General features: G+C 67.6%; 14 protein-coding genes. All 14 read right to left on the bottom strand.

Going from position 1 to position 14459, the window contains the following annotated elements:
- Nucleotides 1–30 precede the first annotated feature (30 nt).
- Nucleotides 31–1554, bottom strand: a complete 1524-nt coding sequence (locus HUS23_13720; protein ID QKT04793.1) for a mannose-1-phosphate guanylyltransferase/mannose-6-phosphate isomerase — start codon at nucleotides 1552–1554, stop codon at nucleotides 31–33.
- Entirely contained in the window at nucleotides 1475–2740 is a 1266-nt protein-coding gene (locus tag HUS23_13715) for a hypothetical protein (protein ID QKT04792.1), read from the bottom strand. The genes HUS23_13720 and HUS23_13715 overlap by 80 nt, the downstream gene beginning before the upstream one ends.
- A 174-nt stretch (nucleotides 2741–2914) precedes the next feature.
- On the bottom strand, nucleotides 2915–4009 hold the full coding sequence (locus HUS23_13710; protein ID QKT04791.1) for a hypothetical protein: 1095 nt from the start codon (nucleotides 4007–4009) through the stop codon (nucleotides 2915–2917).
- 178 nt (nucleotides 4010–4187) lie between these two features.
- A complete protein-coding gene (locus HUS23_13705) occupies nucleotides 4188–4463 on the bottom strand; it encodes a helix-hairpin-helix domain-containing protein (GenBank protein ID QKT04790.1) in 276 nt (91 codons plus the stop codon).
- A gap of 262 nt (nucleotides 4464–4725) precedes the next feature.
- Entirely contained in the window at nucleotides 4726–5454 is a 729-nt protein-coding gene (gene pyrF / locus HUS23_13700; GenBank protein ID QKT04789.1) for an orotidine-5'-phosphate decarboxylase, read from the bottom strand.
- A gap of 43 nt (nucleotides 5455–5497) precedes the next feature.
- Entirely contained in the window at nucleotides 5498–6661 is a 1164-nt protein-coding gene (lapB, locus tag HUS23_13695) for a lipopolysaccharide assembly protein LapB (GenBank protein ID QKT04788.1), read from the bottom strand.
- A gap of 1 nt (nucleotide 6662) precedes the next feature.
- Nucleotides 6663–6956 carry a DUF1049 domain-containing protein gene (locus tag HUS23_13690; GenBank protein ID QKT04787.1) on the bottom strand — a complete coding sequence of 98 codons (294 nt, stop codon included), beginning with the start codon at nucleotides 6954–6956 and terminating at the stop codon, nucleotides 6663–6665.
- A 217-nt stretch (nucleotides 6957–7173) separates the two neighbouring features.
- Nucleotides 7174–7479, bottom strand: a complete 306-nt coding sequence (locus HUS23_13685) for an integration host factor subunit beta (protein ID QKT04786.1) — start codon at nucleotides 7477–7479, stop codon at nucleotides 7174–7176.
- A 31-nt stretch (nucleotides 7480–7510) separates the two neighbouring features.
- Nucleotides 7511–9190, bottom strand: coding sequence for a 30S ribosomal protein S1 (gene rpsA / locus HUS23_13680; GenBank protein QKT04785.1), 1680 nt, complete (start codon nucleotides 9188–9190; stop codon nucleotides 7511–7513).
- 136 nt (nucleotides 9191–9326) lie between these two features.
- Nucleotides 9327–9992, bottom strand: a complete 666-nt coding sequence (locus tag HUS23_13675) for a (d)CMP kinase (protein QKT04784.1) — start codon at nucleotides 9990–9992, stop codon at nucleotides 9327–9329.
- Nucleotides 9992–11320 carry a 3-phosphoshikimate 1-carboxyvinyltransferase gene (gene aroA, locus HUS23_13670; protein ID QKT04783.1) on the bottom strand — a complete coding sequence of 443 codons (1329 nt, stop codon included), beginning with the start codon at nucleotides 11318–11320 and terminating at the stop codon, nucleotides 9992–9994. Before aroA ends, HUS23_13675 begins: the two co-directional genes overlap by 1 nt.
- Nucleotides 11317–12234 (bottom strand): prephenate dehydrogenase/arogenate dehydrogenase family protein, encoded by a 918-nt coding sequence (locus tag HUS23_13665; GenBank protein QKT05095.1) that lies wholly within the window; start codon nucleotides 12232–12234, stop codon nucleotides 11317–11319. Before HUS23_13665 ends, aroA begins: the two co-directional genes overlap by 4 nt.
- A gap of 22 nt (nucleotides 12235–12256) precedes the next feature.
- The gene (aroF, locus tag HUS23_13660; protein ID QKT04782.1) at nucleotides 12257–13273 is read right to left on the bottom strand and encodes a 3-deoxy-7-phosphoheptulonate synthase; all 1017 of its coding nucleotides are present in this window, start codon (nucleotides 13271–13273) and stop codon (nucleotides 12257–12259) included.
- Nucleotides 13270–14457: a histidinol-phosphate transaminase gene (locus HUS23_13655; GenBank protein ID QKT04781.1), complete on the bottom strand. Its 1188-nt coding sequence runs from the start codon at nucleotides 14455–14457 to the stop codon at nucleotides 13270–13272. Before HUS23_13655 ends, aroF begins: the two co-directional genes overlap by 4 nt.
- Nucleotides 14458–14459 lie beyond the last annotated feature (2 nt).

Raw genomic sequence — 14459 nt, 5'->3', positions numbered from 1 at the left:
GGGTAGTACGTCCGTGTATCGCCGCGCCCCTCAGCTGCGGCCGCCGCCCCACAAGGCGCCGCCGACCAGGCGCTCCGCCGACGGCTGCGCGGCGGGCTTCGGCGGGGGCGCGTCGGCACCGCGCCCATAGACGTCGTCGAAGCGGACGATGTCGTCTTCGCCGAGATAGCTGCCCGACTGCACCTCGATGATCTCGAGCGGAATCGTGCCGGGGTTCTCCAGGCGGTGCTTCACCCCGAGCGGGATATAGGTCGATTGGTTCTCGCTGATGATGAAGGTCTCGTCCCCGCGCGTGACCTTTGCCGTGCCCCGCACCACCACCCAGTGCTCCGCGCGATGGTGGTGCATCTGCAGCGACAGGGCCTCGCCGGGCTTCACCACGATGCGCTTCACCTGGAAGCGTTCGCCCTTGTCCAGGCCCTCGTAGTCGCCCCAGGGGCGGAAAACCCGCCGATGCTGCTCGCATTCCTCGCGCATGTCCTCGCGCATCTGCTCGACGATGTGCTTGACGTCCTGGGCGCGGTCGCGATGGGCGACCAGCACAGCATCGGCCGTCTCCACCACGATGAGGTTGTCTACACCCACGGCCGCCACGCAGCGCTGGCCGGCCATCAGCAGGGAATTGCGCGCGTCGTGGGTGTACACGTCGCCGCGGCGCACGTTGCCCCCGTCATCCTTGGGCAACACCTCCCACAGCGAGCGCCAGCCGCCGACGTCCGACCAGCCGGCCGCGAGCGGCACCACGTACAAGCGCCCCGCCTCGCCCGCGATGCGTTCCATCACGGCGTAGTCGATCGAGTCGCTGGGACAGGAGGCGAATGCCTCCCGCGAGATGCGGTAGAACGGCTCGTCGCTCTCACCTGCCTCGTAGGCGCGCATGCAGGCCGCGGCCATCTCCGGCGCGTGCGTCTCTAGCAGCTCCAGCCAGACCGAGGCGCGCAGCAGGAAGATACCGCTGTTCCACACGTAGCGGCCGTCGTCGACGTAGGTTTGCGCGGTGGCACGATCAGGCTTTTCCACGAACTTCGCAGCGCGGCTCGGCCCCTCCCCCGTACCGTCGCGCCGGATATAGCCGTAACCGGTTTCGGCGGTGGTCGGCACCACGCCGAAGGTAATCACGTTGCCCTCGCGCGCAAGCTCCGTCCCCGCCTCGATGGCGGCGTGAAAGGCCTGGGGATCGGGAATCAGGTGATCGGCCGGCATCACCAACAGCAGCGGGTCGGCGACCTGGCGCGCATCGAGCGCCGCCAAGGTCAAGGCCGGCGCCGTGTTGCGCCCCACCGGCTCCAGCAGGATGCGCGCCTTCGGCGCTTCCACCCGCTTGAGTTGTTCGGCCACCATAAAGCGCTGGGCCTCGTTGCAAACGAGGATCGGCTCGCGCACGGCGCTGCCGCTAAAGTCGACCAGCCGCCGCGCGGTTTCCTGCAGCAGCGTGAGTTCGCCGGTAAGCGGCAGAAGTTGCTTTGGAAAATGCTTACGGGACAGCGGCCACAGCCGCGTGCCCGCCCCCCCCGAGAGAATCACGGGTTGAATAGGCGCGTTCCTTGTTGTCATGCTTGGGCTCCCTCCCTCGCAATGGCCTGTTCGGCCACAGCCACGGGCTAAATATAGACCATGATCGGGGAGGTAAAGCCGACGCGCACAGGGCGTCCCTGCCCTGTGACGGGGTTCTCACGCCGCTTGTCGGACGTCGTCCTCGCGCCGTGCGAGTGCCGATCGGCGCTGACTCCGGGCGGCGACGCGCAGCTCGGCGAGAAGCGCGAGGAGTAACCCGCCGACCAGCCCCAACACGAGACCCAATGAGAATCAGCGCGATGTTGGGCGAGACGGCCTCTCGCGAATGGCGCGGCGCGGCGAGCGCTTGGGTCTCGCGCAGGTTCTCAAGGGCCAGCCGGGCGCCCTCAACCCGCAGCCGCTGCACCGCGATTGCACCCTCCACACGCCGCTGCTCCGCGGCGTCCGCGTCCCGCTCGTTCGGAAGATGGACCGCCACACGTTCACGGAGTTCGGCGAGCCGCGCCCGATGCTGATGCAGATCGTTGGTCATCAGCAACAGCGTGGTCTCCACATTGTCGCCCTCGACCGCCGCGGTCAGCGCTTCGGCGCGATCGGCTTCGGCCTGAGCCACCCGTGCGCCCACGCGCCGAATCTCCTCGGCCATCAACTGCAGGGATTCCTCCGCGCGTTCGACGCGGGCGCGCAGATTCCGGGCCTCATTCTGCAGGGCGGCGAGCGCGGCGGATTCCTCCGCTTCCCGGGCCTGATGCTCCTGTCGCGTCACATCGATGATGCGTGCATGATCCTGGCGCAGAAGCCCCAGCGCCGCTTCGTGCACCTCTCGCAGTAGTGGGCCGTGTGCAGCAGGCGCCGCGCTCTGGATTACCACCAGCTCGCTCTGAGGCGGGACATGGGCACGCGGCGGGCGAATGAGGCGGCCCTCCGGCACCCTTTCGGCGACGGCATGCAGGGCCGCCGGGATGTAGTTCTCGTTCAGTTTGGCGGCCACCGCGTCGGGCGATTCGATGAGCGCGATCTCGTTGCCGCTGACGCGCGTCCCGATCTCCAATGTGGTGACCACGGAGAACTTGGGCGCCGTAAATGCCGCAACGGCCACGGCCAGCGCCAGAGCGACCAGAAGCGTCCCGACAATCAACCACACGCGCCGGCTGAGCAGTAGCCACAGATCTACCAGGCTGATTTCGTCCGACGCCTGGTAGTCCCCCCTTCTTGTTGTTTGCATTGCTTGACGCCGAAAAATGCGAACCATATCACACTTCGCAACCTCAGGACGAGGCTCTTCAGGCGTTAAGCGATTGAAAGGGATGAGAGACTCGCGGCCGGCAGTGGCGGCCGGAGATGACTGTGATGCGCCGCCCCCTCGAGCTCCCGAGCTCGAGGGGGCGCGGCTTACTGCTTAAGCGGCTTGGCGAGGATGCTCGCTCTCAGCTTCGGCAACCGCCTCACGGCGCGCGCGAACGCTCGCGCCCAGCTCGGCGAAGAACGCTAGGAATACGCCCGCGACCAATCCCAACACGGCGCCCAGCGCAACCATGAGCTTACGATTCGGCGCCGTGGGATTCAGGGACTGCCGCGGCCCCGAAAGCAGCCGCGTCTCCTGAATGTTCGCCAACTGAATCTTCACCCCCTCGATCCGTTGCTTCTGACTCTCGATACTCCCGCGAACACGCCCTAGTTCGCTGGCGTACAGATCCCGCTCGTTCACGAGCTGAACCGCGGCACGCTCTTCGAGCTGGGTGAGCCGCGCACGGTTCTGGTGAAGGTCATTGGTTAGAAGGAGCAAGGTCATGGCTGCGGTGGTTTCGCCGGCCTCTCTCACCGCGCGCTCGCGCTCGCCCTCGGCGCGCTCGACCAACGCGCGCACCACCTTGATCTCCTCGATGAGCAGGCGGCGCGCCTCCTGCACCCGCTCCAAGCGACCCTCCATCACGGTCGCTTCGGACTCCAGTTCCGCCAAGCGGCTCATCTCCTCCGCGAGCTGCACCTGCTGCCCCTGACGGATCACGTCGACCATGCGATTGTGATCCTGCTGCAGTCGCTGCACCACGAGATTGTGCATGTCGGTGAACAGTTCGCGGCGATCTTGCGGGCCTTCACTTTGGAGGACGACGAGGTTGCTGCCCTGCGGCACCCGCGCCCGGACGCCGTTGCCGGGCACACCATCGGGCGTCTTCGCAGCAAAGTCTTCGATGATGGGCGGGATGTAGCCTTCGTTGAGCTTGGCGACCACCGCCTCTGGAGACTCGATCGGGCTGACTTGATTACCGCTGATGCGCGTACCGATTTCGATGGTGGTTATGAATTCGTAACGATGGACGCTAAGGAAGGCAGCCGCCGCCGCCACGGCGAGGACGACGAGAAAGGTACCGATGATCCACCACTTCCGGCGGGCGAGGACAAGCCAGAGGTCGACGAGGCTGATCTCGTCATCGTCCGTATAGCGCCTATCCTCTTGCGGCCTACGCCGCATATTGCTCCATGAGTTATCCATAGGAAATCCGTCCCCCCGTCCCTGTATGCACATCATTGTGCTCGTGCCCCCAATTCCCATCCACGTACGCTCGGGGGCAGGCGAGCGCCTTATTCTTATGCCTAACTATGCATTTCTGCGCGCCGAAGGTCCAGAGGTATCGGGCGCCGCCACCCGTGGGGCGGCGCCCGTATTGAGACTACTCCTTGGGCGCCACGTACAGGACGGCGCGGTTGCGTTCCACGGTAGCGGCGCCGATGCCGCGGACCTTGGTGAGGTCCTCCACCGACTGGAACGGCCCATGCTCCTCACGGTAGGCCACGATTGCGGCGGCCCGCTCGCGGCCGACGCCGTGCAGCGCGGTGGCGAGCGTCTCGACGTCGGCGGTGTTGAGGTCGAGCCGTGGCGGCTCGGCCTGCACGCTGCCGAACCACAGGAAAGTCGCCATCAACAAGCCAATAAGAACACCCTTCATGGTCCTGTCTCCGTTGTTGTTTTAGGGAGCACGCACGCTAGCCCGCCGCCGGCCTCCGGGCAATGCGATCCTTGTCAGCCGTGCCAGACACGCGCGTAGGACTCCGACGCTGGCGGTATAGGACGGACGTAGCGCCGCTGTAAGCCGGCGCAGATGCAGATGCCACAAAGGGCGCGGAAGCCGCCGACAGGCAGGCGGCGATCCTGAGGGTCGAAAGGGGCTTTGGGGGGATGTGTCGGCAGGCGCCGACGCGGCGCGCCGGCTACTGAGTGGCGGCGATTTGGGTGTCGATCTCGCCCTGGATGGCCTGCAGCGCCGCCAAGGGATCGGGCGCCTCCGTGATCGGCCGCCCCACCACCAAGTAGTCGGAACCGGCCGCCACGGCCTCGCCCGGGCTCATGATGCGCTTCTGGTCGCCGGTGGCAGCGCCGCGGGGACGGATGCCGGGCGTAACCAGGCAGAAGTCCCTGCCCTGCGTCTGGCGCAGGGCCTTGACCTCACGGGGCGAACATACCACGCCGTCGGCCCCCGCCCGGCGCGCCACACGCGCAAGGCGCAGCACGTTGTCGGCCGCGGTGCCCGCCATGCCCACCTCGTGGATATCTTCATCGCCCAGGCTGGTGAGCACGGTGACGGCGATCAACAGCGGCCGCTTACCGGGCAGGGCCTCGAGCGCCTCGCGGGCACCCTCCATCATCTTGCGCCCGCCCAGCGCGTGCACGTTGAGCATCCACACACCGAGCTCGGCCGCGGCCACGCAGGCGCGTGCCACGGTGTTCGGGATGTCGTGAAACTTGAGGTCGAGGAACACGTCGTAGCCGGTCGACACCAGCCGCTCGACCATCATCGGCCCGCCGCGGGTAAACAGCTCCTTGCCGACCTTGACGCGGCAGTGGCGCGGGTCGAGTTGACCGACGAATTCCAGCGCGCGGCCTGGATCGGGAAAGTCCAGGGCGACGATGACGCGCGGATGTTCGGCTGAAGAAGGCATTACCGCAAGATAACGGATCGCGCCGCGCGCGCGCAAGCGCCGCTTATTCGCCTTCCAGCCCCTGGATCGGTTTCACCGTACCCCACGATTTGCACCCGGGGCAGAGCCAGTGCAGGGCCTTTCCGTTGAACCCGCAGCGTTGACAGCGGTACACGGGCTTCTCGGCCAGCAGGCGGGTAGTCACGTCGCGCAGCATCTTCAGGTCGTCGCGTGCCTCGGCCTGCAGATGCAGTTCGATCAAGCGATGAATGCCGCGCACGGACGGGCGCCCGCGCAAGTGGTGGGCGATCAGCGCCGCGGCCTCCTCCTGACCCCGCGTCTCGCGCACCAATTCGGCCGCGGCAAGCAGCACCGAGACGCTCTTCTGCCGTTCCAGCAAACCAAGCAGGTACTGGCGCACTTCCTTGGAACTCTGCGGCGGCTGCGCGCACTGCATCAAGGGCTCGACCGCTTCGGGCAGGTAGTGGGGATCCTGTTGCTCGACCCGCCGTAACGCCCCGAAGGCCCCCTTGCAGTTACCCTCTGCCAGTGCAAGCTCGGCTTCCAAAAGCGTCGCGCGCACGCAGCTTCCGTCAGTGGCCAGCGCCCGGCGCAGCAACCGCAAGGCCTCCTTCGGTTCGTTCTCCTGGCGTGCCTGCTCGGCGAGCTCGCAATAGAAGTGTGCAATCTCCGCCCGCAGTTCACGCTGCCCGGTGAGTTGCTCCAAGCGCGAGGTCGCATCGATCGCCTGGTGCCAGTCCTTCTCCTGCTGGTAGATGCAGCTCAGCTGGCGCAGCGCGCGGTCGCGGTACTTGGTGCTACGCGCGAGTTCCGTGAACAAGGCCTCGGCACGATCGAACAAGCCCGCGCGCATGTAGTCCTCGCCGAGCTCGTGGAGCGCCTGCTCCCGCTGCGCCTTGGCCAAGGTCGGCCGCGCGATGAGGTTCTGGTGAACGCGGATGGCGCGGTCCACTTCGCCGCGCCTGCGGAACAGACTACCGAGGGCGAGGTGCATTTCGACCGTGTCCCGGTCCACCTCGATCATGTTGACGAACACCTCGATCGCCTTGTCGGGCTGTTCGTCCAGCAGGTAGTTGAGGCCTTGGTAATAGGCGGCGGTCAGCCCGTCGGCGCGTCGGGCGTCTGTCCCGCCCCCCCTGCGCCCGACGCGCCAGCCGGTGTAGGCGGCCGCCGGCAGCAGCAAGAACAGCAGGAGCTCGGCCGCCATCTCAATGCGTATCTTTGAGCGGGAGCGCGCGCAGGTTGCGTAGTTCTTTCTCCGAAACCTGCGCCCGACGGCGCATGCGGCCAAGGTCGCGGCGCAAGCCGAGCATGACCCCGAGGCTGGCGAGCACGCCGAGCAGGGCGCCGACCACGAGTGCCACCGCGAGCAGCAGCGCGAGCGGTACCTCCCCGCCACCGAAGTAGTAATCGAATCGCACCGGCTGCGCATTCAGCACGGCGAAGGTCAGCCCGAACACCACGACCAGCAGGATGACGAGAAATGCGGCGATCCGCTTCATGTTCTTATCGAGCTCCTTGCTTTTCCCATCCCATGAGCGCGCGCCGCAGCCTCGGCCACCGGCGTCGCGGCTAGATTAGCACGCGCACAGGGCGAGGTGTGGCACCCGGCCGCACCTCCCGCCGAAGCGCCGGACAGCAGGATCCGCCGCCGCGAGGTCCCCACCCACAAAAAAAGCGGGCCCGAAGGCCCGCTTTCGATTTGGCGCTGGCGTTGCGTCAGTCGGAGATGGGATGCGTGTCCATGCTGTTGTTCACGCGCTCCCGCATCTCCTTACCGGGCTTGAAGTGCGGCACATGCTTGGCCGGCAGCGACACCGTGTCCCCGGTCTTGGGATTGCGCCCGACGCGCGGCGGTCGGTAGTGCAGCGAAAAGCTGCCGAAGCCGCGAATCTCGATGCGATCCCCATTGGCCAAGGTCTGGGTCATGTGCTCCAGCATCGTCTTGACCGCCAGCTCAACGTCCTTGTACGCGAGTTGCGAATGCGCGCGCGCCAGGTTCTCTATCAACTCCGACTTGGTCATAGCACCTCTGCCCTCGCGGGACTCTCCTTGTTCAGTCGTTCTTCTCGAGCTGCTCCTTCAGCAGATCCCCGAGCGTCGGATTGGCCGCGGCCGCAGAACGATTGTAGTCCTGCATCACCTCGGCTTCTTCCTGCTGGTCCTTCGCCTTGATGGACAGGCTGATGGCGCGGTTCTTGCGATCGACGCCGACGAACTTGGCTTCGATCTCCTCGCCTTCGTTCAACACCGTGCGGGCGTCCTCGACGCGATCACGCGACAGCTCGGAGGCCCGGAGGTAGCCTTCCACACCTTCGGCGTCCAGCAACTCGATCACGGCGCCCTTGGCGTCGACTTCCTTCACGCGGCCGCGCACGATGCTGCCCTTGGCATGCTCCGCGACGAAGTTGGAGAAGGGGTCCTTATCGAGCTGCTTGATGCCCAGCGAGATGCGCTCGCGCTCGGGATCCACCGACAGGACGACGGTCTCGACCTCTTCGCCCTTCTTGAAGTTGCGCACGGCCTCTTCGCCGGGGACATTCCAGGAGATGTCGGACAGGTGCACCAAGCCGTCGATACCGCCGTCCAAGCCCACGAAGATGCCGAAGTCGGTGATGGACTTGATGGTGCCCACGACCTTCTCGCCCTTGTTGCGGGTCGCACCGAACTCTTCCCACGGGTTGGTGGCCACCTGCTTCATGCCCAGCGAGATGCGGCGGCGGTCCTCGTCGATGTCGAGCACCATGACCTCGACCTCGTCACCGACCTGCACCACCTTGGAGGGATGGATGTTCTTGTTGGTCCAGTCCATCTCGGAGACGTGCACCAGACCTTCCACGCCGTCCTCGATCTCGACGAAGCAGCCGTAGTCGGTGATGTTGGTGACCTTGCCGAACAGGCGGGTATTGACCGGGTACCGGCGCGAGATATCGACCCACGGATCCTCGCCCAGCTGCTTGAGGCCGAGGGAGACGCGCATGCGGTCGCGCTCGAACTTCAGCACCTTCACCTGAATCTCGTCGCCGACCTTCACCACGTCGCTCGGGTGCTTGACGCGCTTCCACGCCATGTCGGTGATGTGCAGCAGGCCGTCGATACCGCCCAGGTCCACGAAGGCACCGTAGTCGGTCAGGTTCTTCACGATGCCCGTGAGGACCTGGCCTTCCTGCAGATTGCCCAGCAGCTGCTCGCGCTCCTCGCTGTACTCGCTCTCGAGCACGGCGCGGCGCGACACCACCACGTTGTTGCGGCGCTGATCCAGCTTGATGACCTTGAACTCGAGGTCCTTGCCTTCGAGGTACGCCGTATCGCGCACCGGGCGGATGTCCACCAGGGAGCCGGGAAGGAACGCGCGGATGTCTTCGATGTCGACCGTAAAGCCGCCCTTGACCTTGTCGGCCAGGCGACCGCTGACGGTCTCTTCCTTCTCGAACGCCTTCTCGAGGCGCGTCCAGGTCTGGGCGCGCTTGGCCTTCTCGCGTGACAGCGCGGTCTCGCCGAAGCCGTTCTCTACATGCTCCAGGGCGACGTCGATTTCGTCACCCACTTGAATCTCGAGCTCGCCACGATCGTTGTAGAACTGCTCAATCGGAATGACGCCCTCGGACTTCAGCCCGGCGTTGACCAACACCACGTCGGAACCGACGTGAACCACCGTGCCTTGGATGATGGCGCCGGGGCGCATCTCCGTCCTGGCGAGACTTTCCTCAAACAGTTCTGCGAAGCTTTCGCTCATTAGTCAGTAATCCTTGTTCGGCAAGACGCCCGAACACGCTGTTGTGCCGCGGATGCGGACTGTGGAACAAACACGGCCTCCAGGAAGAGGTCCGCCCAAGTTAATCTGGCAATGATAAAACAGTTGCGCCAAGAAATCACTGTCCCCGGCGCAGACGGTAGGCAGCGAGCACCTCCTGCACCGTCTGAGCGATGTCCAGCCGCGAACTGTCGACCACCACGGCGTCCTCGGCAGGGCGCAGCGGCGCCACCGCGCGCTCGCTGTCGCGCTTGTCGCGCGCCGCGATCTCTGCCACCAGCGCGGCCAAATCGGCCTCCAGCCCCTTTTCCTTCAACTGCTTGTAGCGCCGGCGGGCGCGTTCTTCGGCGTTCGCCGTGAGGAAGATCTTGAGCTCGGCGTCGGGGAAGATGACCGTGCCCATGTCCCGCCCGTCGGCCACTAGTCCCGGCGGGGCGCGAAACGCGCGCTGCCGGTCCACCAGCGCCTCGCGCACCGCCGGCAGCGCGGCCACTTGCGAGGCCGCCGCCCCGCTCGCCTCGCTGCGCAGCTCGTGGCCGACCTCGGCGCCGTCCAGCCACACCTCCTCGTCCACGAAGCGTACATCCAATGCCCGCGCGATGTTCGCGAGGGCCGCGGCATCGTCCAGCGCCACGCCCCGCCGCCGTGCCGCCAGCCCGACCAAGCGATACAGGGCGCCGCTGTCGAGGAACGCCCAACCGAGTTGATCGGCCACCAGCCGGCTGACGGTGCCCTTGCCCGACCCGCTCGGTCCATCGATGGTGATGACCGGTGCGGCGCTCACTAGCGCGCGACCTCCACCTCGTGTCCCGCGCCGCCCGCCAGCGTGGCAAAGCCCGGGAACGAGGTGTCGACGTTGGCACAGTCGTCAATCTCGATGGGGCCGGAGGCGCGCAGCGCCGCCATCGCAAACGACATCGCGATGCGGTGATCGCCGTGACTGTGCACCCGCCCGGGACCGATCGGACCGCCCTCGATGACGATACCGTCGGGTGTCGGCTGTGCCGCCACGCCGAGGGCCAGGAGCCCGTCCGCCATCACCTGGATGCGGTCGCTCTCCTTCACGCGCAGCTCCTCGGCCCCGGTCAGCACCGTGCGCCCCTCGGCGCAGGCGGCCGCCACGAACAAGGCCGGGAACTCGTCGATGGCGAGCGGCACCTGCTCGGCGGGGATCTCGAGGCCGCGCAGGCGCGCCGCCCGTACCCGCACGTCGGCGACCGGCTCGCCGCCGACCGCGCGCTCGTTCAGCAGGGTGATGTCCGCCCCCATCAGGCGCAGGATGTTGATCACGCCGATGCGGGTCGGGTTGATGCCCACGTGCTCGAGCAGCACGTCGCTGCCCTCGGCGATGCTGGCGCCGACCATGAAGAAGGCGGCCGAGGAGATATCCGCGGGCACGTCGACGTCGGTCGCGCGCAGCCGCCCGCCCCCCTGCACGCAGGCGCGCGCGCCGTCGCGCTCCACCGTATAGCCGAAGCCCGCCAGCATGCGCTCGGTATGGTCGCGCGTCGGGGCCGGTTCGGTGACGCAGGTGCGCCCGTTCGCGTACAGCCCGGCGAGCAGCAGGCTGGACTTCACCTGCGCCGAGGCCACGGGCATCACATAGTCGATTCCCTGCAGCGGCTGACCGCCGTGGATGCGCAGCGGCGGGGTGCCGTCGCCGCTGGTGTCGATGCGCGCGCCCATGGTGGCCAGCGGGTCGGCCACGCGCCGCATCGGGCGGCGCGTGAGCGAGGCATCGCCGCTGAGGGTCACGTCGAAGGCCTGCCCCGCGAGCAGGCCCGCCAGCAGGCGCATCGAGGTCCCGGAGTTGCCGAGATACAGGGGCTCGGCGGGGGCCTTCAGCCCGTGCAGCCCGACGCCGTGGATGACCACCGCCCCCGGCGCGGGCCGCTCGATGGTCACGCCCATGGCGCGAAACGCCTCCAGGGTGGCGATGTTGTCCTCGCCCTCCAGGAAGCCGGACACGCGCGTGGTGCCCTCGGCCAGCGCCCCGAGCATGATGCTGCGGTGGGAGATGGACTTGTCGCCCGGCACGCGCACGCGCCCGCTCAGCCGCCCGCCGGGGCGCACCGTGTAGCGCACGTTGGTCTCCTTGATGCTATCGCTCATTCTCGTTCGTCCTGCGCCGCCGGTGCGGCGGCCTGGGGCGGCGCGGCCGCCCCGTTGCTGTCCACGAAGGCGTCGCGCGCGCGCTTGGCGCGCCCGAACACCTCCATCAATACCTCGCCGTCGCCGGCGCGCAGGGCCGCCTCCAGTCGCTGCAGATCGCCCTGGAACTGGCCGAGCACCTCAAGCAGGGCCTCGCGGTTGGCGAGACAGATGTCGTGCCACATCTGGGGATCGGACGAGGCGATACGGGTGAAGTCCCGGAACCCGCCCGCGGCGTAGCGGAAGATGGCCTGGCGTTCATCCATACGTGCCAGCGTATCCACCAACGCGTAGGCGAGCAGATGCGGCAGATGGCTGGTGGCCGCCAGCACCGCGTCGTGCTCGGCGACGCCCATCTCGCTGACCTGGGCCCCGGCGGCCTCCCACAGGGCACGCACGCGCGCGGTGGCGGCCGGGTCGGTTTGCTCCAGCGGCGTTAAGATCACCCGCCGGCCGGCATAGAGCTCGGGAAAGGCGTGCTGCACGCCGGAGCGCTCCGTACCCGCGATCGGGTGGCCCGGCACAAAGCGCCCCAGCCGCTTCCCGAGGCTGCGCGCCGCGGCGGCCGCCACATTCCCCTTGGTGCTGCCGACGTCGGTCAGCACCGTGTCCGCGCCGAGGCCGGCGGCGAGCTCGCCGAGCACCGCCTCCATGGCCAGCACCGGCACCGCGAGCACCACCATGTCGGCACCCGCGGCGGCCCGCGCGGGGTCGGTGTCGTAGCGGTCGATCACCCCCAACGACTGCGCCAGCGCCAACTGCTCCGCATTACGTCCGCAGCCGACGATCTCCCCCACCCCGCCCGCACGGCGCAACGCCAGCGCCAGCGAGCCGCCGATGAGGCCCACGCCGACGATGCACAGGCGCTGGCAGATCCGCTCGGCCATGGTGGCGCCGCTACACCTCGCGGCCGATGACCTGCGCGATGCCGCGCAACTCGCCCATCAGCGTCTTGAGTTCGTCCGGGCTGAGGGCCTGGTCGGCGTCGCACCACGCCTCGCACGGCGTCGGGTGCATCTCGACCAGCAGGCCGTCGGCGCCCGCGGCCACCGCCGCGCGTGCCAGCGCCGGCACCATCCACGCCTTGCCGCCCGCGTGACTCGGATCGATGATCACCGGCAGATGGGTCTCTTTCTTCAGCACCGGGATGGCGGTGACGTCCAGCATGTTGCGGTAGTAAGTCTCGAAGCTGCGCACGCCGCGCTCGCAGAAGATGATGTCGTGGTTGCCGCCGGCGGCAATGTACTCGGCCGCCATCAGCCACTCGCTGACGGTGGCGGACATGCCGCGCTTCAGGATCACCGGCTTGTGCACGCGACCGACTTCCTTCAGCAAATCGAAGTTCTGCATGTTGCGCGTGCCGATCTGGATCACGTCCACGTCGTATTCGAGGAAGGTGTCCAGCATGCGCACGTCCATCAACTCGGTGACGATCGGCAGCCCATGCGCCCGCGCCGCATCGCGGAACATCTTCAGCCCCTCGACGCCCACGCCCTGGAAGCTGTAGGGGCTGGTGCGCGGCTTGAACGCCCCGCCGCGCATCAGGCGGCAACCGGCGGCGGCCACACCGGCGGCGGCGGCCTCCATCTGCTCGGGCGTCTCCACCGAGCACGGCCCGGCGATCACCTGCACCGCGTTGCCACCGAGCTTCACGCCGCCGATGTCGATGACCGTGTCGCCCTCTTGGGATTCGCGCGAGACGATCTTGTAGGGCTTCATGACGGGGATCACGTCTTCCACCGCGGGCAGCGCCTGCAGCAGTTCCTTGTCCAGACGCGTCTCATCCCCCACGGCGCCGATAATGGTGCGCTCGACGCCGCGCGAGACATGCGCCTGCATGTCCATGGCGATCAGTTTTTGTTCCACCGCACCGATCTGTTCCTCGGTGGCCTTGCGATTCATGATGATGATCATCGATCTTCCTCGGCGGGCGTCCCCGCAAGCTTGCTACTCAACTGACTGTTCAGAATCTCGTCCAGCGCGCGGATGAAGCGCGCGTTCTCCTCGGGCAACCCCACGCTGACGCGCAGGTGCTGCGGCATGCCGTAGTTGGCCACCGGCCGCACGATGACGCCCTTGTGCAGCAGCGCCTCGTACACCGGGCCGGCCGGCTGGCCCACGCCCACCGACACGAAGTTGCCGTACGAGGGGATGTACGGCAGCCCCACGCGCGCGAAGGCCGCGGTCAACTGTGCGAGCCCGTCGCGGTTCACCGCCAAGCCCGCGCCGAGGTGCGCTTCGTCCTCCAGTGCCGCCAGCGCCGCGCTCTGAGCGGCGGTGTTGACGTTGAAGGGCTGGCGCACGCGGTTGATCAGGTCGGCCACCGCCGGCCGGGCCAGGGCATACCCTACGCGCAGGCCCGCCAGGCCGTAGGCCTTGGAGAAGGTGCGTGTCACCACCAGATTCGGGTAGCGCGCCAGCCACGCATCGGCCGCCTCGAAACCCGGCGCCAAGTCGCGCGTGTACTCGTAATAGGCCTCGTCCACCACCACGATGACGTGCGCAGGCAAACCGGCGACGAAGGCCTCCAGCGCCGCGGGCTGCAGCAGCGTCCCGGTGGGGTTGTTCGGGTTGGCGACGAACACCAACCGGGTGCGCGGGCCGACCGCCGCGGCCATCGCCGCCAGATCGTGGCCCCAGTCGCGTGCCGGCGCCTGCACCGCGCGGGCGCCCACCGCCTGCGTGACCAGCGGGTAGACCGCGAACGCGTGCGCCGAGAACACTACCTCATCGGCGGGCGTCAGAAAGGCGCGCGCGATGAGTTCCAGCACGTCGTTGGAGCCATTGCCCAATACCACCTGCGCCGGTTCGACGCCGTGGCGCTCGGCCAGCGCGGCGCGCAGGGCGTGGCCGCCCCCGTCCGGATAGCGCGCCAAGCCGCTCAACACCGCCGTTACGGCGGCGAGCGCCTTGGGGCTGGGGCCGAGCGGGTTCTCGTTGGAGGCCAGCTTGACCGCGTCGCGGATGCCGTACTCGCGCGCCAAGGCCTCCAGCGGCTTGCCGGGCTGGTAGGGCGCCAAGTCCCGTACGCCCGGCGCGGCAAGCTTCAACACATCCACCTGCCCGCCGCGCGGGCCGTCGTTCAACACGCTGCTCATCG

It is taken from the genome of Ectothiorhodospiraceae bacterium 2226, assembly GCA_013348725.1.
Lineage (GTDB): Bacteria > Pseudomonadota > Gammaproteobacteria.
This window is presented reverse-complemented; position numbering and strand designations above follow the sequence as displayed.